Here is a 22,818-nt window from a genome sequence, read left to right on the forward strand (position 1 = left end):
TCGTCGTCGGAAACTCGTCGGGCGGTTCAGGAGACAGTCGCACCGGCGGCCTTCACCAGGGCGATGGTCTGCTCGATCGTCTGCGCCCGGTCGGCGGCGAACGGGCCGTCGATGATGGCGAGCGGGTTCTGCGGGTAGACCAGCGCCGAGATGTGCAGGTGCCCGCCGGGGATGTCGGTCGCGCCGAGCGCGGTTCGCAGCCGGTTGGAGCGGTACATGCTCTCGTTGGACAGGTAGTTCCCGCCGCCTCCGGCCTGGGCCTGCGCGTCCGCCGAGGGACCGTTGTTGTGACAGGAGACCCGGGTCGGATCGGGGCGGGAGTTTCCGGTCCACTCGCAGAGGCGCGGGTTGAGTGCCACCGGCCACGGCGTCGTGCCGGCGTCGATCATCCGCTGGAACGGCAGGGTGGTCTCGATGAACTCCGGGTTCGGGGTCGGCTGCGGCCAGTCGGTCACCTGCGGCACCAGCTCGGGTGTGCCCTCGTTGTTGTTGTCCGGGTTGCCGCCGCGCCACGCCCCGGCCCACTGTTCGATCGCCATCTGACCGCGCAGCCCCTGGCTGATCGTCATGATCAGGTCGGCGCGTTGTTTGCCGCCCCGGGTCAGGTGCGGGCCGAAGGTGTCCTCGACGTAGCCGAGGTCGAACCCGCTCCAGGTCACCGGGAGGGACACCGCCTGGATCTGCACCGTACGGTCGTCGACCTGGTACTGCTGCCCGTCGAGTTGCAGGGCCGAGGCGCCGGACGGGTTCGACCGCCGGATCTCGCCGTTGAGCTGGTACGGGTCGAAACCACTGACCAGCACCCTGGTCACGTTCCGGCTGGTGGAGAAGTCGGTCGACGAGATGCCCCGGGAGGCGTACTCGAAGGTCTGGAGCAGTGACGCGCGGACGTCGGCGGAGAGTCCGAACCGGGGCGTCCACTGGCGCAGGTCGCGGGTCAGGATCAGTCGCGACCAGTAGAGGGGACGGTCGTCGTACCGTTCGATGCTGCCCATCCAGCGCTTGCCCTGGGCTCGGTCGACGGCGGTCCGCCACAGTTCGTCGCCCCGGTTCCGGAGCAGCTTGTCGGCCTCCCGGACCGACCGTACGCCGCACAGGTCGTCGCTGATCCGCTGTACCAGGCCGGTGAAGCCGCCGAGTTCGACGAGCGTGTGCGGGACCTGGTTGCCGCCGGGGAGCGCCGGTGTGTCGATCCGCGTCTCCTCGTACGTCGTCGGCGCGGCCCGGTCGTAGCAGGAGCCGGTCGGCTGGCCGGGTTGCGCGGTTGCCGGGCCGGGCAGCAGCACCAGCGATGCGGCGATGGTGGTGGCGCCGAGCCACCGGGTCTTGCGCATGCTCACAGTTGTGCCTTCCTCGGTCGGTGCGCCGGCTGTTGTCCGGTCACCACCGCCCCGAGGCGGCGTCGGCGCGACAACGGGTCGGTGGGGCGGCGCCGGCGCGGCATCGGGGTTAGAAGGGCGCGGGGGTCGTTCCCACAGGTTGTCAGACTGTTGATCAATCCGTCAATGTCGATGGCCAAGGGTCCGGGCCGGTCGAGAGCGGACGCCGGTACCGGGCGGGCCTCAGGGGTCGAGGCGGGCGATCGCTCCGGTTTCGAGGGCCGCCCAGACCACGCCGTCGGCGTCGACGGTGATGCCGTGCGGCTCCGAGGCGGGGCTCGGCAGGTCATGGTGGGTGAACTCGCCGGCCGGGCTGACGTGTCCGATGCGGTTCGCGCCCCATTCGGTGAACCAGCACCCGCCCGCCGGGTCGGCGGCGATCGCGTGTGGTTTGGCCGTGCGTACCGGCAGGGCGAACTCGTGGACGGCGCCGCCGGGGGTGAGCCGGCCGATCTGCCCGGCGGCGATCTCGACGAACCAGAGCGCGTCGTCGGCGCCGAGCGTGATGCCGACCGGTCCGGCGTTGGCGGTGGGCAGTTCGTACAGGACGGTTGTTCCGTCGAGGCCGGTGCGGCCGATCGCGTTCGCCTGGTTCAGCGTGAACCACAGCCCGCCGTCGGCGCCGCTGGTGATCATCGACGGATACCCGCCGGTCACCGGGAGGGCGAATTCCTCGATCACTCCGTCGCCGGTGACCCGGCCGATCGTGTCGCTGCTCATCCCGGTGAACCACAGGGCGCCGTCCGGGCCGCCGGTGATACCGAACGGGGCGCTGCCCGCGGTGGGCGTGGGGAACGAGGTGGTCTCGCCGTCGATGCTGATGCGGCCGATGCGGTGGTCGCGGGAGCGAGTGAACCAGAGGGCGCCGTCGGGACCGGCGGTGATGATCGACGGTCCGCTCTCCGGCGAGTCGAGGGAGTGGTCGCCCACCCGGCCGTCGAGGCCGAGTCGGCCGATCCGCCCCGCGTGGACCATGGTGAACCAGAGGGCACCGTCCGCGCCGACGATTATCCCGTACGGGCCGGAGTGCCGGTCCGTCACCTGGATCTCGTGGATCGGCATCCCGGCACCTGCCCCGGCATCGTTGCTCGGGCGGCCCGGCCCCGGTTCCGCCCGCTGTCGGAGGTCACTGTTGTCGCGGCTCGGTGTCGACGCAACCGATTTGCCCCCGTGCGGGGGAGCGGTCCGGGCTCCCCTGGAAGTTCAGGTACTGGCCGCCCGCGTGGGTGAGGACGTGGTCGAAGCGGCCGTCTCGCCCCTGGTCGGCGACCTCAAGTAATCCTCAAATTAAGATCACTCGATAGATCGATGTGATGAATGCGCATACGCTCACCGCACCCCGCTCGCCCACGGCCCGCACTACGACGGCGACCGCCTTCGTACCAGGGTTCGCCGTGGGCGAGCTCAGCACAGCCATCCCGAAACGTTCGGACCGGCCCGGACCTGGGCCGACCACGGCACCAGCCACAGGCCGCAAACGGAAGGAGGGGAGCATGCGACGCAGACAACTGCGCATCGCGCTTCTCGCGGTGACCGCCCTGGTGGGCAGCATCCTCACGGCGACCGCGCCGGCCGGCGCGGATCCCGCGCGGTCCGCGGCCACGACCGGCTCGGAGCGATCCCACCTCGGGGACCGGGAGTCGGTACGCCTCATCCACATCCAGCTGACCGGCGCCGACATGCTGGACAAGGTGGTCGCCGCCGGCTTCGACCTCGAGCACGGCCTCCGGCGGGTGCCCGACGGCATCGAGGGCGAGGCGGTGGTAACCGCCGAGCAGGTCGCCGAGCTGGAGGCGATGGGCGTCAAGATCCTTGGTGCCGACGAGAGCTTCGCATGGAGCGACGAGGCCGACGGCGGCATCCGAGCCTTCGGTGCGCGGACCGTCCAGCCGCTCAACCACGAGGCGACGGTGCGGGTCGTCCGCGCCGACTGGTTCACCACCAAGGGCCAGGGCTTCCTGTACGTCGAGGCACGGACCACCGAGGGGCAGCAGACGGATCCGATCGTCGCGATGCAGGTCGAGAACGACTCGGGCCGGGGGACGTCGTTCGGCTTCGCCCGTACGATGAGCCGGTTCGTCGACTCCGGGCAGTACATGTTCCACCGGAACCTGTTCAAGCTCGACGCGCGTCCGAAACAGATCCGGGTCACGAGCTCGACCGGCGGTGTCGCCACCGGCCTCGTCTCCGACTGGCTTGAGGACGCGCCGCCGCCGCTGACGGCGAATCCGGGCTACCGGTCGGACTTTGTCGACGGCTACAAGCACCCGCAGCAGCTCTACAGCCGCGCCAGGGAGATCGCCCGCCAGTACCCGGACATCGCGGAGATCGTCTACCTGCCGAACCCTACGAATGGCTACCAGCGCAAGGCGCAGGCCACGATCGGCGGCACCGGGCAGGCCGCGGTCGTGGTCAGCTCGGCGGCGTGGGGCCACGAGGGCGGTAACGAGATCACCGTCGAGTTCGTGGAGCGGCCGGGGGCGAATCTGCCGCTGAGCGTCGAGGTGGTGGGCAAGGCGACGCGCGTCCTGCTCGCGAAGGACGCCGCCGGTGCGCTCGCCAGTACGGCCGCCGAGGTGGGCACGGCGTTGGAGACCCAGTCCCAGGGCCTCATCGACCGGGCGCACCCGTACCGCACCAACGCCGGCACCGGTGTCGTCGCGCCGACGTCCGGCCCGGTCGCGCTGACCGACTTCCTCGACCAGAAGCGGGTCGGTGCCCCGGAGGGGGAGGTGCCCCGTGGCCCGGCCACGATCCCGGTCCTGCGGATCGGCAAGCACCGCGACGGCCGCAACCCCGGTGTGCTGATCCAGGCGCAGGACCACGCCCGCGAGTGGGTCCCCGCGACGACCACGCTGGAGACGGCCGAGCGCCTGGTACACAACTACAGGTCCGACCGGGAGACGAAGAAGATCGTCGACGGTACGGACATCTTCCTCATCCTGTCGAACAACCCGGACGGGGCGAACTACAGCTTCTACAACTTCGCCTCGCAGCGCCGGAACATGACGAACCACTGCCCGGACGACAACGCCGATCCGGCCCGTCGTAACGCCTGGGGCGTCGACCTGAACCGGAACTACCGGGTCGGGTCGGGCCACGACGGCTACGCGGGCGCGTCAACCAGCTGCGTCAGCGACACCTACCAGGGACCGGCGGAGCTGTCCGAACCTGAGTCGAAGAACATCATCTGGCTGGTCGAGCGGTACGCCAACATCAAGTTCATGATGTCGGTGCACTCCAACGGTGGCCAGCTGTTCTGGCAGCCCGGTGCCTACATCGCCGACGGGCGGATCACCACGCCGCGCCCGCCGCTGGGTGACGAGGCGTTCTACTGGCAGTCGGCTGCCAGGATCCTGTCGCAGGTCAAGGCGCACCGGCAGACGGTCGTCACGCCGGAGAACGTCGGTGGCTCGTCGGACGTCCTCTACTCCTCGGCGGGCAATGTGCGCGAGGACTTGTACCACACCCATGGGATCTACGCCTTCGGCTGGGAGGTCGGCGGTTCGATCTACAACCCGGCCACCGGCGACTGGCAGGGCGGCTCGTTCCAGCCGGCATGGGCGGGCGATCCGGCACTCGTCAGCGGGCACGCCGAGACCATGGAGTACGCCAACGGAATCATGGAGATGTTCCGGATCGCGGCGGAGTGGGGCAAGGACAAGAAGGACCCGACGTCCCGGCTCGTGCCCGGAGGCGGAAAATACCGGGGATCCGTCGACGTGCGCTTCGAGACGAGCGAGCCGGCCACCATCTACTACACGACCGACGGCAGTCGCCCCACGCTCGAGTCGCCACGCTACGAGGCGACCGAGTTCCGTGAGTCGGGCCAGGTGTTCCACGTGACCGAGACCAAGACGTTCCGCTGGTTCTCGGTCGACGCCGCCGGCAACATCGAGAACAACTACGACCCGACGAAGCGCGACCGGCGCGACAACTACCGCAAGGCGACGATCACGATCGTCAAGAGGTAGCACCCGTCCCGTGACCATCGCCTCGTCGGCGCGGGCGCAACCGCGCCGACGAGGCATTGGCTTCGCTCGGGCAGGAGTTGCACTTTATGCAACGATGCATTTAGTGTAATGGCGTGATGACGGCTACCGTGCCGCCCGACCGGCGGGCAGCGCTGAAGGCCCGGCACCGGCGGGCGATCCTCGACGCGGCCAAGGCCCTGATCGTCGAGGGCGGGACGGCCCGGTTCAGCGTCGATCAGCTCGCGGAGCGGGCCGACGTCTCCCGGCGCACCGTTTTCAACCACTTCGTCTCCATCGACGACGTCGTGACGACCGTGTGCACCGAGGTTCTCGCCGTCGTGATCGACAACTTCCGTGCCCAGGTGACCGCGACACCCGCCGGACCGGGCAGCCGTACGGCGATGTTCGAGACCGTCTCGGCTGCCCTGCGCGCCACCGACGTGGCCGGCACCATCACATTCCTCTGGCGGGCCCTCGGCGGGTTCGGCACGGGCGACCCCCGCCCGTACCAGATCGTCCAGGCGACGTTCTCGCGTACCACGGTCGACCTGGCGCGCGAGCTCGCGGAACGCAACGCCGATCTCGACCCGCTCGAAGCCGAGTTGCTGGTCAGCTCGCTCATGCACGGCACCGAGGTGATCGCGCAGCACTGGCTCGCCGCGACCGGCGCCGCCACCGACGAGGCGGCCAGGACTCTGTGGAACGAGCTCCTCGAGCGGCTCATCGCGAACATCCGCATGGGCTACTGACTCTCACCACCCCTCCGTTACGAGTCGAAAGAGCAAGCCACCATGGCCGAGTTGCTGTTCCGCGTGGGTCGTTTCTGTGCCCGACGCGCCTGGACGGTCCTGATCACCTGGATGGTGGTCCTGGGGCTGTCCACCGCCGCTTACTTCACCTTCGGCGGCACGTTGTCGTCGCAGGTGACCATTCCGGGAACGGCGACCTCGAAGGTCGTTGACCAGCTCGCGGAGAAGTTCCCGAGCGCCAGCGGGGGCAGCGGGACGGTCCTGTTCCACACCGCCGACGGGTCGGCGTTCACCGCCGATCAGCGGACGGCGATCGGCGCGCTGCTGAAGAGCACCGGCGACCTCGACGGCGTGGCGTCCACCACCGACCCGTTCATCACCCAGCAGCAGCTGACCGGGCAGACCCAGCAGGTACAGGGTGGACAGCAGCAGATCGCCGCCGCGCGCGCGGAGCTGGAGCGGGCCCGGAGTGCGGCGGACGCGCTTCCGGAGGCGCAGCGCAAGCAGCTCGACGCCCAGCGGGCGCAACTCGACGCGCAGGCCGCCAAGCTGGAGCTGTCGCAGCAGTTGCTTGCCATGTCCTCGAAGATCCGCATGGTCTCGACGGACGACACCGCCGCGCTCGCCTCGGTCGTCTTCGACGAGGCACAGATGAACGTCACGCCGGAGACCAAGGACGCCGTGGTCGACCACGTCAGTGCCGGCGTCCCGGCCGGCGTCGAGGCCGAGTTCTCCAACGAGATCACCCAGAGCGTGCCGCAGGTCCTCGGCGTGGGCGAGGTTGCCGGTCTCGTCGTCGCCGCGCTCACTCTGCTGGTCATGCTCGGCGCGCTCATCGCCGCCGCACTGCCGTTGCTGACCGCCCTCGTCGGGGTCGGGGTCGGCGTCACCGCCTCGCTGGCTCTGTCCGGTGCCGTCGAGATGCTGTCGATCACCCCGGTGCTCGGCGTGATGCTCGGCTTGGCGGTCGGCATCGACTACTGCCTGTTCATCCTCAACCGGCACCGCCGCCAGCTGCTCGACGGCGTCGAACTGCGCGAGTCCATCGCCCTGGCGAACGGCACGTCCGGCAACGCGGTCGTGTTCGCCGGGGCGACCGTGCTGGTCGCGCTGCTGGCGCTCAACGTCACCGGCATCGGTTTCCTCGGCATGATGGGCACCGTCGGGGCGATCTGCGTCGCCGTGGCCGTGGTCATCGCGGTCACCCTGACCCCGGCCCTGCTGTCGTTGCTCGGCCTGAGGATCCTCACCCGCAGGGCCCGCGCGAGCATCGGGCAGTCGCACGCCAGCCGGGTGCCGACGACGCCGATGACCACCGGACGGGCGCTGCTTACCGCGGTCGTCGGTCTGGCCGTCCTGATCGTGCTCGCGCTGCCGGCGCTGTCCATGCGGCTGGGGCTGCCGGACGGTTCGTCCGAGGCCGAGGACTCCACGCAGTACCAGGCCTACCAGCTGATCGAGGAGAAGTTCGGGGCCGGCGTCAACGGCCCGCTGCTGGTCGTGGCGGAGCTGCCGGCCGCGGTCACCGACACGCTCGTCGAGCAGGCCCGGATCGGCACCGCGATCCTCGGTCAGGACAACGTCACCGCCGTCGCCCCGATCGGCCAGTCCAGCGACAACACCCTGATCGCCTTCCAGGTCGTCCCCGCCGAGGGGCCGAACAGTGAGACGACCGAGCAGCTCGTTCGCGACCTGCGGGAGCTGTCACCGCTCGACGGGGGCGTCACGCTCGGTGTGGCCGGCAGCGCCAGCGGCAACATCGACATCTCCGGGCAGCTGTCCGACGCGCTGCCCATCTACCTCGGAGTCGTGCTCGGCCTGTCCCTGATCATTCTGATTTTCGTCTTCCGCTCGATCCTGGTCCCGCTCACCGCGACCCTCGGCTTCGTACTGTCGCTGTTCGCCACGTTCGGCGGCATCACGGCGATCTTCCAGTGGGGCTGGCTCGGCTCGGTGTTCGGCGTACACGATCCGGGGCCGGTCCTGAGCTTCCTGCCGACCATCCTGATCGGCATCCTGTTCGGCCTGGCCATGGACTACCAGCTGTTCCTGGTCTCGGGCATGCGGGAGGCGTACGCCCACGGCGCGCCCGCCCGGGTCGCCGTTCGCCGGGGCCTGCACGCCGGCCGCACCGTGGTCACCGCCGCCGCGATCATCATGATCGCCGTCTTCGGCGGGTTCATCTTCTCGCACACCACGATGATCCGATCGCTCGGCTTCGGCCTGGCCTTCGGCGTGCTCGCCGACGCGTTCCTGGTCCGGATGCTGCTCATCCCGGCGATCATGCACCTGCTCGGCCGCTCGGCGTGGTGGATTCCGCGCTGGCTGGACCGGATCCTGCCCAACGTCGACGTGGAGGGCGCTGCCCTGGAACGCAGCCATCCCATCACACACGGTTCCGTGGGCGACACGCAGCAGGAGCCCGTCCTTACCCCGCGATAGGTGGACCCCCTGGTGGGCGACGAGCAGGCGCGTGTGGTCGCGGGCGGTACGAGCGTCGGGGCGATTGAGCTGGAAGGGCGCGTCCCCGGGTACTCCGACTCCGCCGCTTCTGACACGCCCCGGCTGCCAGCCTCAGGCGTCGATCAACCGGCGCATCGCCTCGTTCTCCGCACCCTGCTCGTTGACGACGTGTTTGGCCAGGTTGCGCACGTACGCGTTCCGCCCGGCGGAGACCGCACCCTTCGCCATCGCGATGGCGCCGAGATGGTGCTCGATCATCCGGGTCAGGTAGAGCCGGCCGGCGGCCGGTCCCTGCGCCGCGGCCAGTTCGGCGAGCTGTGCCTCGGTGAGCATGCCGTGTCCCTCGCCGGTGTGCACCCTTGCCGTCGCCGGATCGGCCGGGTCGACCCGTGGCTGGTCCCAGCTTTCCAACCAGGCGTTCATCTCGTCGACCTCACGCTGCTGGTCGCGCGCGATGAACTCGGCGACAGCGACCACCCTCGGCGACACCCCGGACTTGGTCAGCAGGTTCCGGCTCATCCGCACGGCCTGCGCGTGGTGCGGGATCATCATCCGGGCGAAGAGCAGATCCACCCCGTTGGGCGGGTTCGCCGATGCGCCACGTCCGGCACCCACGGCCGCGTCGGACGGAGCCAGCGCCGGGCCGGACGGGGGGACGGACAGGCCGGACGGGGACCCCGACGGATCGGGCAGCGCCACCGCCGCCGGAGCCGGCGTGACCCGCTCCGGATCCGCGCCCGGACCACAACCGCCGCCCGTCATGACCAGACCAGCCAGGGCGAGGGCCAGCATTCCGGTTGCCTTGCGCATGCTTCCTCCACAGTCTGCTCGGTTCGAAGCCCGTCCCGATGGGTTTGCCGGCCACCTCGATGCTTTGCCGGCCACCTCGACGCGGTCGGCCGTCGACCGGGCGGCGGTGAGGGGCCGCCGGTGGTCCCGCCCCCGCCGATCAGCGCGAGCGGGACCACCGGGTCACTCGGTTCCGGGTACGGTCACGGCCGGCCGTTGACGTCCAGTCGGGACGCCGGGCCGATCGGGTTCGTCGCGGTGTAGTCGCGTGGCAGCAGGTCGAAGCCCTGCCAGTGCACCGGCATCGGGCTCTGGTCCTCGTCACGCGGCACGTGGTGGTAGCCGACCCGGACCCACATGACCGGGTCGGTCAGCGACTCGCCGTTCGAGTAGTCGAGGATGCCCCGGCCCGCACACTCGGGGTCGAGGTTGAAAGTGGCGAACTTCTCGCACGGCTTGTACTGGGTGAACGTGACGTCCGGTTGGGTCTCCGGGTGCGCCTCGTAGGCGTCGCTGGCACCCAGCTCCAACTCGTACGACCGGTTGTGGCCGTCGGAGTTCTTGCTGGTCGGGCTGACCACCCGCCACCAGCGGCGCAACGCGGTGTTGAGCGGGGCCTCGGTGGTGACGGCGGTCTTGGTGGTGCGGTAGATCGCCGCGCGGGTGCCGGTCTCACCGGTCGGTGCGGTGTCGTACTGCTCGACCTTCTCCTGGCCCCGTCCGCCGATGTTGAAGTCGACCTTCCAGAAGGCGCTGTGGTAGTGGTTCGTGGCGAAGTCGGTCTGCCCCGCACCGAGTGGCCAGCCGTCGTCGACGGTGGTGTAGTCGCGCGGCGCCAGGTCGCCGGTCGCACCGACCCGGGCCGCGATCGCACCGTCGTCGTGCAGCCGGTACTCGGTGATGTACTCGTACCAGCCGACCTTCGCGATGGTCCGCAGGACCACGTCCTGGCCCTGCTTGGCGATCGGCTGCTCGGGCGTTTCGCCCTGCAACCGGTACGCCAGCCCGGTGTCCTCGACCTTGACGCACATCACCTTGGTCTCGGACTGGCCGTCCTCGGTCCAGACGCCTCGGCGGGAGCCGCCCTTGCAGTCCACCGCGGACATCTGCTGCAGGTAACGCCCGCCGAACCCGTACGAGGTGATGTCGTTCCACTCGTTCGCGCCCGAGTCGTACGGGACGTTGAGCTGGGCGATGGTGACCTGGTTGAGCACCGTGATCGGGTTGGCGTCCCGCTTGCTCTGGTAGGCCACCCGTTCCAACACCAGGCCGGTACGGTCGTCCATCCGCCAGCAGAGCTGCCACAGCGAACCGTTCGGCAGCTCCTGCTTGACCATCGCGTCAGCGTCGCAGTACGTCCAGCGTTCGTCCGCCGCTGTCGCCGGTGCCGCCGCGGCGAGTGCGCCGAGCAGGGTGACCGTGGTCGCGGCGCCGAGCAGCGCCGTCAGCTTCCTGTTTCGCATCTGGGAAGAGCCCTCCACTTACTTCAGGCGGGCGACGACGCGCCCGGAGAGGTCGACGACGATGTCGGAGATGTCGATGAACACGCCACCGGGTACCTGGGGCACGAGTTGCAGGCAGCGGTGCCTGCCGCACTGCTGTGCACCCTGGTCCGCCGGTGCGGCGACGTAGCTGGGCGTACTGAGCAGGACCTGCGTGACGTCGGTGATGTCGGTGCCGGTGGCCTTGCGGTACCGGGACTTGAAGTCGGCGCTCAGGTCGCTGGCCAGGAAGAGGCGGAACGCCTCGGTGCTTTCCCGAACGCTCGCCGGGGGTTGGATTCCCGGTGCGGCGAAAGTGTTCTCCAGCTTGCCGGTCTTCAGGTTGACCACCTGCTTGACCAGGGTGTCGTCGGCGTAGTTGTAGAAGTAGAAGGCGGCCCGTCGGGCACCGTCGGAGCGCTCGTCGACCAGTTCGGTGGAGAGGTATTCCGGACCTGCCGCGCCGGTCACACCGGTGCCGGTGGCCAACGCGCCCGCGGCGACCTCGCGCGCGGCGGCGCGTTCGTCCGGGGTGATGGGATCGCGACCGGTGCCCTTCGCCGGTGCCGGTCCGGGGGTGGGCTCGTCGATGGTGACCGGGCCGCTCTCCGTCTCGACCCGGGTCTGTCCGGCCGCCGGCCCGGCGGTTGCCGGTGGGGAGGTCGGTGCGGTCGCGGCGGCGCTGAGGGAGACGGCGGCGGTGGCCACCACCGCGGTCGTGACGGCGATGCCCAGCCCCCATCTGAGCCGTTGCGCTCGGTCGCGCCAGGGCGATCCGGGCGTCGCCGGATCCGTGGGTTCAACACGCTGCATAGACACTCCTGCGGGAAGCGTGGGTTCGATCTGCTGCGCCGGGGTCGGCCTCCGCGTCGAGGTCGGCCTCCGTGACCAGGCGATCGCGACCCGGTACGTCGTTCACCCTGCGGGGATCGAGCCGGGTACGGGTTGCGCGTCCATCAATTCCCGGCAATATGCCGCGACCTGGTGAACGCGAACGGGGCCGGGCCCTTTCCCATTCGATCCGCTCAGTCCGGTACAGCCCGGTAACAACGAAGAAACGAGTCGTATCTATTTTCAAGATCTCTGTAGGGGCGGCCGAGCCCACCGGCAGGTGAACGGGGATACGGTGAGCGCTCTCGACGACGCCATTGCCGGCGCGCTGGCCCGCCCGGCCCGCCCGCCCGGCCTGCCGCCGTCGGGCACCGGGCTGGACCGGCGTCGCCTGTCGGCGCTGCCGGTGGCCGCCCAGGCCGTCGCGAACGTCGCCCCCTCACCGGGCATGATGGCGGCCAGCGGGATGGTCGCCTGGCTCGGTGTGGCGGCTGTCCCGGTGTATCTGCTGGCCACGCTCGCCATGGTGCTGGTCGGGTCCTGTGTAGCCCAGTTCGCCCGGCGGATGGCGGCGGCCGGTTCGCTCTACACCTTCGTCGCCAAGGGACTGACGCCCCGTACGGCGTTCCTCACCGGCTGCGCGTTGCTGTTGGCGTACCTGTCGCTGGTCGGTATGTGCCTGCTGGGGTCCTCCCGGCGGCTGGCGACGCTGCTCGCCGACGCGGGCCTGGTCTCCGTCGCCGAGCAGGAGCGGACGGCGTTGCTGCTGACGGTGCTGCTCGGCACGATCCTGGCCACCTGCGTGGTACGCGGCATCCAGATCTCGGCGATGGTGACGCTCGCCCTGGAGGCGGCCTCGGTCTGCGTGGTACTCACGGCGCTCGCGGTCACCGCCTACTCGGGGGTGGGCATCGCCGACACCCTGGCCGCACCCGACCTGACCGCCAGCGCGGTCACCGGGGCGCTGATGATCGCGATCACCGGGTTGGTCGGTTTCGAGAGCGGTTGCGCGTTGAGCGTCGAGGCCCGGCGGCCGTACGCGGTTGTTCCCCGGGTGATGTTCTGGACCCCGGCCGTCTGCGGTGCGCTCATGGTGGCCGCCGCCGGCCTGCACATCTACGGTTTCAGCCGGCACCGGGGCGGGTCCGCCGCGGACGGGCCGGCGCTGGCCGGGCGGGCGGTCGCGGAGGTCACGCCGCTGCTGCCGGTCCTGCTGCAACTGGGGCTGGTCTCGTCGCTGTTCGCGTGCGCGATGGCGTCGGCGAACGGGGCCGTCCGGGTGCTCTTCTCGATGGGCCGCGAGCAGGTCACGCCGCCGGTCTTCGGGCGTACCCACCCGCGCTACCGGACGCCGTACGTCGCGGCCGTGACGGTGATCCCGGCCGCCGTGCTCACGCCGGGCGCGCTCTGGCTGGCCGGTCTGCCGATCCGGTCCATCTCGAACGCCCTGTCCGTCCTCGCCACCCAGGGTTTCCTGCTCACGTACGTGCTGGTCTGCCTGGCCATGCCGGTGTTTCTGCGCCGGATCGGTGAGCACACCCGGTGGGCGAGCGTCGCCGGACTGCTCGGTGCGGTGCTGCTCACGGCCGTCTTCACCGGGTTCTGGGTGGAGACCGTACGGGACGGCAGAGCCGTCCTGGTCGCCGTCTTCGCCGGTCTGCTCGCGCTCGGCCTGCTCTGGTTCGGTCGGGTACGCCGCCGGGTGCCGGACGTCGCGGTCGGTTTCTTCGACGAGGCCACCGTCGAGGACATCCTGCCCGGCGCCTCGCCGGTCGGCCGGGGCTAGGCCGGCTCGATGACCAAGCCGCCCCGCAACCCACCGGCCGAGTTGGCGGGACGCCAACCGGCCGCCGTGGTCTCCGCGCTGACCGTGCTGGAGGAGGTCGCGCGGGCGGGCCCCGGGGTGACCGCGAAGGAGATCTCCACGGTGCTGGGCTTGCCACCCGCCACCACCTACCGGTTGGTGAACCTGTTGGTCGCGGAGGAGTACCTGGTCCGGCTCGCCGACCTGCGCGGGTTCGCGCTCGGCCGGAAGGTGATCGAGTTGGCCGGCGCCGCCGCCCGGGAGGCGCTGCCGCCGGGGGTGCCGGAGGTGGTGACCGCCCTGCGCACCCGCGTACGCCTCGCCGTGCACCTGGTCCGCTACCGCGACGGGCGGCTGCGGCTGGTCGACCCGGATCCGGACCATCCGCCCTCGCCGGAGGCGCTGCTGGCCCGGCACCTGCACGCCTCGGCCGTGGGCAAGCTGCTGCTCGCCGAGCGGCGGGACCTGTTGCCGGTGTCGCTGGCCCGGCTCACCCCGGCCACCATCACCCGACCGGACCTGCTCGACCTGGAACTGGCCGGAGTACGCAGCGAGCAGGCGGCCCGTCAGCTCGGCGAGTTGCGCCGGGACCGGGGTTGTCTGGCGTTCCCGGTCCGCGGCCGGGCCGGTGACCTGCTCGCCGGGCTGGCCGTCAGTACCAGCCCGGACCGGGTCGGCCGGTTGGACCGGGCGGTCCTACGGCTGGTCGGCCGGTGTGTCGACGAGCTGGTCGACCTGCTGGCACCCGGCCCGACCTGATTCGGTCCAGCCCCTCCCGCTCGGTACGACCGCCGCCGTCAGGCGATCGTGCAGGACGCGCCGTTGAGAGTGAACGAGTTCGGCCCGGCGGTGTTACCGGTGTGGGTGGCCTGGAAGCCGATGGTGACGGATCCGGCGGGAAGGATGCCGCCGTTGTAGGCGAGGTTGCTGGCTGTCACCTGCCCGGACGTGGGGGAGTAGGAGGCGTTCCAGCCCGAGGCGATCGCCTGGCCGCCGGGGAGGGTGAAGACCAAGGACCAGCCGTTGACGGCACTGGTGCCGGTGTTGGTGATGGTGATGTTCTCGGTCATCCCGGTGTTCCACGCGTTGATGGCGACGGTCACCCGGCACGTGCCGGAGCCCGGCGGCGTGGTGGTGGGTGGCGTGGTCGGGGTGGGTGTGGGTGTGCTGGTCGGGCTGGGGGGCGTGGACAGGCCGAAGAACTGGATGGCGGACGCGGCCATACCGCTGGCCGGCAGGCTGTGTCCGGCTCCCTGGATGCCGTACGCCTCGACCTGGACGGTGCCGCCGGTGTCGACGTACCTGCGGCGGTTCCAGTTCGGCTGCGGCGTGTCGATTGAGGTCGGCGTCTGGCTGAGCCCGAACACGTCCGTCCACTGCTCGATGGTCTCCTGTAGCAGTTGGTACGGCACGAGCGTGTCGTTGGTGCCGTGCCACAACTGCAGGCGCGGGCGGGGGCCGGAGTAGCCGGGGTAGGCCTGGCGGACCGCGTCGCCCCACTGCTGCGGGGTCCGGTTCATGCTTCCACCGGTGCATTGGCTGCTTCCGGGTGGGAAGTCCGCCGCGCTCGCGAAGCAGTTGTAGGGGACTCCCATGAAGGCGGCACCGGCCTTGAACACATCGGGATACAGGGCCAGCATGTGATTGGTCATCATGCCGCCGGACGAGCTGCCGGTGGCGTAGACCCGGTCGGGGTCGGCGCCGTACTGCTGCTGTGCGTAGCGGACCATGGAGACGACGGACACCGGATCGCTGCCGCCGCCGCGGCGCTTGGCGGCGTCCGACCAGACGTCGAAGCAGTTGCCGAACCCGGCCTGCTGCGTCGCAGTCGGGTAGATCACGATATATCCGTACCGGTCGGCCAGGGCGGCGAATTCGCTACCGGAGTGGAAACCGGGGCCCGACCCGCCGCAGCCGTGCATGGCCACCACGGTCGCCGGCCTGGCCGGGCGGGAGTCCGGCACGTAGACGTGCATGCGCATCCGGCCAGGGTTCTCGCCGAAGCTGGTCACCTCGGTCAGCGTCGCGGCGTACGCGGGGCGGAGCGCGGGGATCACCAGGCCGGCGGCTGCCAGCGACGTGGCCAGGCCAAGTAGCAGTATCTTTCTGATTCTCACGGTACGACTCCCTCGATCACCTGTGCAGATTGGGATCGTTCGCGCGCCTCCGGTCGCGGGTGGTCCCGGCTCCCCGCGGTGATCGCGCATCGCCCACCACGTGTGCTCGCCCGCCCGGCCGCGAATGACGTCGTGTAGCAGATAGTTTCCCCTCCGCACCAACAAGTGTCAATCGATATCTGTCGATCAGCCGGGTTGGCCTCGCTCGCCACGGCGGCGCCGGCTCGCCGGCGGTCGGTCTACATTCGTTAGACCGTCCCCGAGCCGAATCCGGAGTGCCTGTGGCGAGCCCGTACACGATCGAGGAGATGTATCCGGACGATGGCGCCGATTCGCTCCGGCTGCCCCGGAGACAGGCTGGCAACTCGCCCCAGGGCGTCGCGGTGACCCTGCTGGCGGACTACACGCTGCGCTCCCGTGCCGCGCTCCCGTCCGCCGCCATCGTCGCGCTGCTCGGGGAATGCGGGGTGACCACGGCCGGCGCTCGTACGGCGATCAGTCGACTCGCCCGTCGGGGTGTACTGGAAGGCAGCAGGCAGGGACGGCGCAGCTCCTACCGGCTCAGCCGCCTCGCCGCAGCCAACCTCTCGGCCGGCGGAAGCTGGATCCTGGCCTCCGCCGCCGCGCCGCCGTGGGACGGCTGTTGGACCACCGTCGCCTTCTCCCTGCCGCAGGACCGGGGTGCGCAGCGGCGTGCCCTGCGCGGTCAGCTCCGGTGGCTCGGATACGCGCCGTTGTACGACGGACTATGGATCTCGCCATCCGAACCGACTCCGCAGGTTCGGGCGCAGCTCGCCCAACTCCCCACCGGCGCGGTCACGGTGTTTCGCGGACAACAGACCGCGCTCGACGCGATCGGCCAACGCGCCCCCATCGATGCCTGGGACATCGACGGGATCCGTCAGCGATACGAGTCGTTCCTGCGGCGGTGGACTCCGCTGCTGTCCCGCGTCACGCCCGGAGGGGTCGACGGTGCGGCGGCGGTGCGGGAACGCACCGAGGTCATGGACACGTTCCGCCGCTTTCCCACCCTCGATCCGCAGTTACCCCTGGAACTCCTCCCGACGGGATGGCCCAGGCAACCGGCCCGGGACCTGTTCGAAGCCGTCTACGACGGCCTCGCCGAATCCGCCGAGCGACACGTCCGAGCGGTCGTCGCCCGGTTCACCGACACCGTGCCGCCCGGTATCCGGGCCCACACCACCGCCGACATCCTCGCCGGGGTACACGGGGCCGCGGGCGGTGCGGAACCGACTCGGGGCAGGACGGCCCCTTGACGACCCGCTGACCGTGAATGGTCGCCCGGAGGCGCCACCCACGGCCAGCGGTCGTCGTTGCGGTTTACCCGGCGGTGCAGGAGAGGATCTGGGGTCGGGCGCTGGAGTTGCCGTTCATCATCGTGGTGAAGCCGAACGTGTTGCCGCTGCCGTTGGAACGCACCGTCATCACGTTGCCGCTGCCGTCCCAGCTGAAGCTGCCGCTCCAGGTGGAGGAGACCCTTTGCGGCGCCGTGATCGACACGACCACGGACCAGGCGGTGGCTCCGCTGACCGTCACCGAGGTGTTGTACCGGTCGCCCCAGACCGTGCCCGGCGTGACCGAAGTGGTGCAGCTACCGCTGGGCGGCGGTGTCGTCGGCGGCGCCGTGGTCGGTGTCGTGGTCGGCGGCGCTGTGGTGGGATTCGGGGTGCCGCTGTTCAGCGCGGCGAGCACCGCGTCGTAGGCTGCCTTCTTGCCACCACTGCTGTTGAACAGCAGCGGGCTCTCACCGGACCGCCACGAGTCCGAGTCACGGATGCCCCAGACCGTGATGCCCTTGCAGCGAGATACCGCCAGGCAGTCGTTGGTCACATTGCGGTACGCGTCCGACGGCGCGTTACGGATGTCCAGTTCGGTGATGTGTACGTCCACGCCGAGCGCCGCGAAACTCGACAGCGTCGTACGGTAGTTGCTCGGATAGTTCGAGCCACCGGTGAAGTGCGACTGCAGACCCACGCAGTCGATCGGCACACCGCGACTCTTGAAGTCCTGAACCATCCGGTAGACCGCCTGGGTCTTCGCATCGTTCCAGTTGTCGGTGTTGTAGTCGTTGTAGCACAACTGGGCGTTCGGGTCCGCCGCCCGCGCGGCGCGGAACGCCGCCTCGATCCAGTCGTTGCCCGTGCGCTGCAGGTTGGAGTCACGCCGGGCACCGCTGGACCCGTCGGCGAACGCCTCGTTCACCACGTCCCACCAGGTGACCTGCCCGCGGAAGTGGGTGGCGACCTGCGTGACGTGGTTGAGCATCGCGTTGCGCAGCGCCGTCCCGGACAGGGCCTGCATCCAGCCCGGCTGCTGGCTGTGCCAGGCCAGCGTGTGCCCGCGAACCTGCATGCCGCGAGAGCGGGCGTGTTGCACGATGCGATCCGCGTTGCCGTAGCTGAACTGGTTCTGGTTCGGCTCGGTCGCGTCGATCTTCATCTCGTTTTCCGGCGTGACCTGGTTGAACTCCCGGTTCAGGATGGTCGTGTACGCCGAGTCGCTCAACCTGCTCGCCGCGACGGCGGTGCCGAAGTATCGGCCGCCGCGCTCGGCCGCCGACGCTCCGAGGGTGGTGGCCGCCTGCGCCGACGTGCTCACCACGACCGTGGTGCCGGCGGCGAGGAGTAGGCCCATGACGCCTAGCAACAGCCGGGATCGGCCGAATCGTCTCATCGATGGGCGCTGACGCGCCGCTCCGGGTTGGTTCGTCATCCTTGTACGCCTTTCTCTGCTGGGTTGACGGGATCCACGAGTCGAGAAATGGGCAGCACTGATCCACGTTCGATTGGTCTTGGACACCCTCGGCATCGCGGGGCGGGAGCCGCCTGCCGCGGGTCTGCGTCGGGTTTGAGCAGTGGACGAGCTGGCGGTGCCGACAGAGTCGCCGACTAGCTCGTCTGTCTCGGCCCGAGTCGGGGCGGGTGCGGAGCCGAGGCAGCTGGTGGAACCGGCCCGGGACGCGGCCGGGATGGCACAGCTACATGCTGGCCGGTCCGCGACGAATGAGGACGGGGCGAGATCACCGCGACGGCGGGCACGGCTGGGTCCGAGCCGCCACGGCGCAGTGCGTGATACCCGACGAAGCCTCCTTCACAGGCGATGATCATGGGATACGGGTGCAGTTCGTCGCCGGTCGAACCGGCGGTGCATGGACCTCGAGGTGACCCCGTAGGGTGCGAGGTTACGGAAAGGTTTCGTAAAATTCAAGCCCATCGATTGCGCGCTGTCCTGCCCCTTCGTGGCGAAGGTCCAGCTGGGACGCGGGTCGACGGCTGTCGGGTGACCGAAATTTTCGGCGCCCGGTTCAGGGTTGTGCGGGATCGACGAGCTCGCGGCGGGCGAGCGTCCGACCCAGACAACGCATCGACGCGCATCGTTTGACGCATGACGTTGTGAGCGCTAACTTGTGAGTCGGGGATCGTTCGGTTGCCGGGAGCCCGACGACGCACCGCCGCGATCTGCGCGGGCCTGCTCGATCGGTCGGCTCCGTGGCACGGCCGGAGATCGCGAGCCGGTGGCTGTACCTCGCCCGCGCGACACGCCCGACATGCCGACGCCACCATCACACGTCGGCGCACATGCCGGGGCACGCGTGGGCTCTGCGACCCTCTGCCTCGACGTGAGCGGAGCCGCCACCGCCGACGGCGCCGCCGTGATCGTCTGGAACTGCCACACCGGCGCGAACCAACGGTGGTCCCGGACATGACCGGTATCCACGGCCGCTCAACAGTGTGGTGGAAGTTCTCCGGCGTCGTGGTGTGCGTGTGTTCATGACGAACCCGCACGCACAGCGATCCGGCGCCTACTCGGTCACGTCTTCCTGACCGAGGCCGTCCCGTCCCGGTCCACCGGGTGGGCCGGAGCCGCCGGCTCCACCCGGTACGGTCACCGTCCGGCGGTACGCCGAACCGCCGGCCGGTGACCATCCCTACCGGTACCGCCAGCGGTCGCCGCGCCGGGGCCGCGACCGGGAGCAGGACCCCGTTCAGACCTGGCGCGGGGTTCGGTTGACCGCCCAGACGTGGAACGCCAGTCCGACGCCCCACCCGACGATCGACCACACCGGCCAGAAGTGTTGTTCGGGCGTGGCGTAGTACCACGTGAAGACCTGGCCCACATTGGCGAGGACATACCAGAGGGCGTGAATTCGCAGGCCCCACTTGGCGGCTTTGCTCTTCGTCGATTGCATGGTGCGCAGGCTAGGCCCGCGCACTTGACGGCGACTGAATCCGTTGGTCAGTGGCCGTCAAGTGGTCGTCCCTACGCTGGCCGACGTTCATCCCTCCTGCGGAAAAGGAAATCCCTGCAATGACGACTCGCAGAATGGTTCTGGCCGGATCAGCCGTGGCCGCCACCGGTACGGTCCTCGGAGCGCCTGCTGCCGCCGAGGCACACAAGCCGAAGCCGAAGCCGACCGTGGTACTCGTACACGGCGCCTTCGCCGACGCCTCCGGCTGGAATGGCGTGGCCGCACGGCTGGTCCGCGACGGCTACCCGGTCATCGCCCCGGCGAATCCACTGCGCAGCGTCTCCGCCGACGCCGCGTACCTGGCCAGCGTTCTGGCGACGCTCAGCGGGCCGGTGGTGCTCGTGGCGCACTCCTACGGCGGGATCGTCGCCACGAACGCGGCGACCGGCAACCCGAACGTGAAGGCGCTGGTCTACGTGGCCGCGTTCGCACCCGACGAGGATGAGACGCTGCTGGGGCTGCAGACGAAGTACCCGGGGAGCAGGCTGGACGAGGCGGCGCTGGACTTCCGTCCCTACGGTGAGGGCCTCGTCGACGGCTACATCAAGAAGGAGGTCTTCCGCGATGTCTTCGCCGGGGACGTACCGAGGGCGACCGCGGAGCTGATGTGGGCCGGTCAGCGGCCGGCTGACGCGCGTACGCTCGGCGAGCCGTCCGGCGCACCGGCGTGGCGGACGATTCCCTCCTGGTACCTGGTGGCCCGCAACGACCAGGTGCTGCCGGTCACGGCGCAGCGGTTCATGGCGCAGCGGGCCGGGGCGCAGATCCGTGAGGTCGCCTCGTCGCACGTCGCGATGATCTCGCAGCCCGACGTGACGGCCGAGTTCGTCGAGCGAGCAGCGCGCTGATGTTCGAGCGTCTCGGGCGGACCATGTACCGCCGCCGTTGGTGGGTGATCAGTGCGGCCGTCGCCTTCATGGCGTTCGGCGGCATCTGGGGCACGCAGGTCTTCGGCGCACTGACCACCGAAGGGTTCGACGACCCGGCGAGCGAGAGCTCCCGATCCGTCGTCCGGGCCGAGCAGACGCTCGGCCGGACCGGCAACGACGTGGTGGTGCTCTACACCAGCACCGGCACGACGGTCGACGACCCGGCGTTCCGGCGGGCGGTCACCGAGACGCTCGACGCACTGCCGGACAACGTGGTGACCAGTAGCGTCACGTTCTGGAGCACCGGCAGCCCGGCCCTGGTCAGCCACGACCGGCGCGCCACGTACGCCGTGCTGACCCTGGCCGGCGCTGACGAGACGGAGCGCGGCGAGGCGCTGGAGGTGATCGACGGCGATCTCGCCGCGCCGGGCCTGGACACCCGGGTCGGCGGGATCACGCCGGTCAGCCGCGACATCCGGGAACGGGTCGCCGCCGACATCGCCCTCGCCGAGACGATCTCGATCCCGGTGCTGCTGGTCCTGCTGGTGCTCGTGTTCGGCAGCGTCGCCGCGGCGAGCCTGCCGTTGGCGATCGGTGGGCTGGCCATCCTCGGGGCGTTCACCGCGCTGCGGGTGATGAGCTATCTGACCGACGTCTCGGTGTTCTCCGTCAACGTGGTGACGATCCTCGGGTTGGGACTGGCGATCGACTACGGCCTGTTCGTGGTCGGCCGGTTTCGCGAGGAGATCGCCGCGGGGCGGGGCGTCGAGGACGCGATCGTCGCCACCATGGCCACCGCCGGGCGCACCGTCGCCGTTTCCGGCGTCATCGTCGCGGTGTCGCTCGCCGGGTTGCTGATCTTCCCGATGACGTTCCTGCGGTCGATGGGCCTCGGCGGGCTCGCCGCGGTCGTGGTCGCGATGACCGCGGCGCTGACCGTGCTGCCCGCCCTGCTCGCCGTCCTCGGTCCGAGGGTGGAGGCACTCTCGGTGCGGCGGCGCAGACCTCCCACCGCGGGAGCGGGGTTCTGGCACCGGCTCGCGCAGAGCATCATGCGCCGTCCGCTGCTCTACGCGGGTGGAGTGCTCGCCGTTCTGCTGCTCGCGGGTGCGCCGTTCCTCCGCGTCGAGTTCGGGGGCATCGACCCACGGGTGCTGCCCGCCGGCACCGAGAGCCGGGCCGTCTCCGAGGCGGTGGACCGGGACTTCGTCCGCAACAGTCAGCTACCGGTCGAGGCGATCGTGACCTCGCCCGACCCGGGCGGCCTCGCACGGTACGTCGCCTCGGTCCGGGCCGTCGACGGCGTGACCGGTGCCGAGATCACCGGCGCGTCCGGCGACGTCGCCCGGGTCACCGTCACCTACCTCGGCGACCCGATCTCCGCGGACACGCGGGACCTGGTCAGCCGGATCCGGGCGCTACCGCCACCGGCGGGTGGCACCGTACTCGTGGGCGGTCTGACGGCGCGGCTGTCCGACCAGCTCGCCGCCGTCGGCGCGCTGCTGCCCTGGATGGCGCTGATCATCGTCGGCGCGACGTTCACCCTGCTGTTCCTCGCCTTCGGCTCGGTCGTCCTGCCGGTCAAGGCGATCGTGATGAACATCCTGTCGCTCGGCGCCTCGTTCGGCGCGCTGGTGCTGATCTTCCAGGACGGGCACCTGTCGGGCCTGCTGCACTTCACCCCGACGGGCACCCTGGAGGCGACCCAGCCGATCCTCGTCCTCGCGGTCGTGTTCGGGCTGTCGATGGACTACGAGGTCTTCCTGATGTCGCGGATCCGCGAGGAGTACGACCGGACCGGCGACAACACCATGGCGGTCGCGGTCGGGTTGCAGCGCAGCGGCCGGGTCATCACCAGCGCCGCCCTGCTCATCCTGGTCGTGATCGGGCTGTTCTCCGTGTCCGGCATCACCTTCATCAAGCTGATCGGAGTGGCCATGCTCATCGCGATCCTGGTCGACGCGACCATCGTCCGGGCGGTGCTGGTGCCGGCCACGATGCGGCTGCTCGGCGGCGCGAACTGGTGGGCGCCCGCGCCACTGCGGCGCTTCTACGCCCGTCACGGCCTGCGCGAAGCGACGGCGTAGGGGAG

The 22,818-nt window shown here is 70.1% G+C and carries 17 protein-coding genes; 9 read left to right on the forward strand and 8 right to left on the reverse strand.

The window, feature by feature from the left end:
* Window positions 1–26: 26 nt before the first annotated feature.
* Together ACZ6QQ_RS31220 and ACZ6QQ_RS31225 are read right to left on the reverse strand one after the other, a co-directional pair.
* Entirely contained in the window at window positions 27–1,334 is a 1,308-nt protein-coding gene (locus tag ACZ6QQ_RS31220) for a hypothetical protein (protein ID WP_465881168.1), read from the reverse strand.
* Window positions 1,335–1,562: 228 nt separating this feature from the next.
* Window positions 1,563–2,441 (reverse strand): Vgb family protein, encoded by an 879-nt coding sequence (locus tag ACZ6QQ_RS31225; RefSeq protein ID WP_465881169.1) that lies wholly within the window; start codon window positions 2,439–2,441, stop codon window positions 1,563–1,565.
* Between the two features lie 431 nt (window positions 2,442–2,872).
* Here ACZ6QQ_RS31225 and ACZ6QQ_RS31230 point away from each other — a divergent pair, with 431 nt between their 5' ends.
* The 3 genes from ACZ6QQ_RS31230 (at window position 2,873) to ACZ6QQ_RS31240 (ending at window position 8,544) form a co-directional block, all read left to right on the forward strand.
* Window positions 2,873–5,353 carry a M14 family metallopeptidase gene (locus tag ACZ6QQ_RS31230; RefSeq protein WP_465881170.1) on the forward strand — a complete coding sequence of 827 codons (2,481 nt, stop codon included), beginning with the start codon at window positions 2,873–2,875 and terminating at the stop codon, window positions 5,351–5,353.
* A 116-nt stretch (window positions 5,354–5,469) separates the two neighbouring features.
* Window positions 5,470–6,102, forward strand: coding sequence for a TetR/AcrR family transcriptional regulator (locus ACZ6QQ_RS31235; RefSeq protein WP_465881171.1), 633 nt, complete (start codon window positions 5,470–5,472; stop codon window positions 6,100–6,102).
* A gap of 42 nt (window positions 6,103–6,144) precedes the next feature.
* Window positions 6,145–8,544: an MMPL family transporter gene (locus tag ACZ6QQ_RS31240; protein ID WP_465881172.1), complete on the forward strand. Its 2,400-nt coding sequence runs from the start codon at window positions 6,145–6,147 to the stop codon at window positions 8,542–8,544.
* Between the two features lie 132 nt (window positions 8,545–8,676).
* On the opposite strand, the gene ACZ6QQ_RS31245 is transcribed toward ACZ6QQ_RS31240, so the two are convergent.
* The 3 genes from ACZ6QQ_RS31245 to ACZ6QQ_RS31255 form a co-directional block, all read right to left on the reverse strand.
* The gene (locus ACZ6QQ_RS31245) at window positions 8,677–9,375 is read right to left on the reverse strand and encodes a DUF305 domain-containing protein (protein WP_465881173.1); all 699 of its coding nucleotides are present in this window, start codon (window positions 9,373–9,375) and stop codon (window positions 8,677–8,679) included.
* Window positions 9,376–9,557: 182 nt separating this feature from the next.
* On the reverse strand, window positions 9,558–10,817 hold the full coding sequence (locus tag ACZ6QQ_RS31250; RefSeq protein ID WP_465881174.1) for a copper amine oxidase: 1,260 nt from the start codon (window positions 10,815–10,817) through the stop codon (window positions 9,558–9,560).
* Window positions 10,818–10,835: 18 nt separating this feature from the next.
* Window positions 10,836–11,648: a hypothetical protein gene (locus ACZ6QQ_RS31255; protein ID WP_465881175.1), complete on the reverse strand. Its 813-nt coding sequence runs from the start codon at window positions 11,646–11,648 to the stop codon at window positions 10,836–10,838.
* 313 nt (window positions 11,649–11,961) lie between these two features.
* Between ACZ6QQ_RS31255 and ACZ6QQ_RS31260 the strand changes: the two genes are divergently transcribed.
* Window positions 11,962–13,452, forward strand: coding sequence for an APC family permease (locus ACZ6QQ_RS31260; protein WP_465881176.1), 1,491 nt, complete (start codon window positions 11,962–11,964; stop codon window positions 13,450–13,452).
* Between the two features lie 9 nt (window positions 13,453–13,461).
* Window positions 13,462–14,229, forward strand: a complete 768-nt coding sequence (locus ACZ6QQ_RS31265; RefSeq protein ID WP_465881177.1) for an IclR family transcriptional regulator — start codon at window positions 13,462–13,464, stop codon at window positions 14,227–14,229.
* 38 nt (window positions 14,230–14,267) lie between these two features.
* Here the strand turns inward: ACZ6QQ_RS31265 and ACZ6QQ_RS31270 are convergent, their stop codons facing one another.
* Window positions 14,268–15,587 carry an extracellular catalytic domain type 1 short-chain-length polyhydroxyalkanoate depolymerase gene (locus ACZ6QQ_RS31270; RefSeq protein WP_465881178.1) on the reverse strand — a complete coding sequence of 440 codons (1,320 nt, stop codon included), beginning with the start codon at window positions 15,585–15,587 and terminating at the stop codon, window positions 14,268–14,270.
* Between the two features lie 281 nt (window positions 15,588–15,868).
* On the opposite strand from ACZ6QQ_RS31270, the gene ACZ6QQ_RS31275 reads away from it, so the two are divergent.
* Window positions 15,869–16,864, forward strand: coding sequence for a PaaX family transcriptional regulator (locus ACZ6QQ_RS31275; RefSeq protein WP_465881179.1), 996 nt, complete (start codon window positions 15,869–15,871; stop codon window positions 16,862–16,864).
* Window positions 16,865–16,928: 64 nt separating this feature from the next.
* On the opposite strand, the gene ACZ6QQ_RS31280 is transcribed toward ACZ6QQ_RS31275, so the two are convergent.
* Entirely contained in the window at window positions 16,929–18,320 is a 1,392-nt protein-coding gene (locus ACZ6QQ_RS31280) for an endo-1,4-beta-xylanase (protein ID WP_465881180.1), read from the reverse strand.
* Window positions 18,321–19,200: 880 nt separating this feature from the next.
* Here ACZ6QQ_RS31280 and ACZ6QQ_RS31285 point away from each other — a divergent pair.
* The gene (locus ACZ6QQ_RS31285; protein ID WP_465881182.1) at window positions 19,201–19,314 is read left to right on the forward strand and encodes an RICIN domain-containing protein; all 114 of its coding nucleotides are present in this window, start codon (window positions 19,201–19,203) and stop codon (window positions 19,312–19,314) included.
* A 279-nt stretch (window positions 19,315–19,593) separates the two neighbouring features.
* Here ACZ6QQ_RS31285 and ACZ6QQ_RS31290 read toward each other — a convergent pair whose 3' ends face one another.
* Window positions 19,594–19,797 (reverse strand): 2TM domain-containing protein, encoded by a 204-nt coding sequence (locus tag ACZ6QQ_RS31290; protein WP_465881184.1) that lies wholly within the window; start codon window positions 19,795–19,797, stop codon window positions 19,594–19,596.
* A gap of 119 nt (window positions 19,798–19,916) precedes the next feature.
* Here ACZ6QQ_RS31290 and ACZ6QQ_RS31295 point away from each other — a divergent pair, with 119 nt between their 5' ends.
* Both ACZ6QQ_RS31295 and ACZ6QQ_RS31300 read left to right on the forward strand, forming a co-directional pair.
* Window positions 19,917–20,705: an alpha/beta fold hydrolase gene (locus ACZ6QQ_RS31295; RefSeq protein ID WP_465881185.1), complete on the forward strand. Its 789-nt coding sequence runs from the start codon at window positions 19,917–19,919 to the stop codon at window positions 20,703–20,705.
* Window positions 20,705–22,813 (forward strand): MMPL family transporter, encoded by a 2,109-nt coding sequence (locus ACZ6QQ_RS31300; protein ID WP_465881186.1) that lies wholly within the window; start codon window positions 20,705–20,707, stop codon window positions 22,811–22,813. The genes ACZ6QQ_RS31295 and ACZ6QQ_RS31300 overlap by 1 nt, the downstream gene beginning before the upstream one ends.
* Window positions 22,814–22,818: the final 5 nt, after the last annotated feature.

Source organism: Micromonospora sp. NPDC049529 (assembly GCF_055586685.1).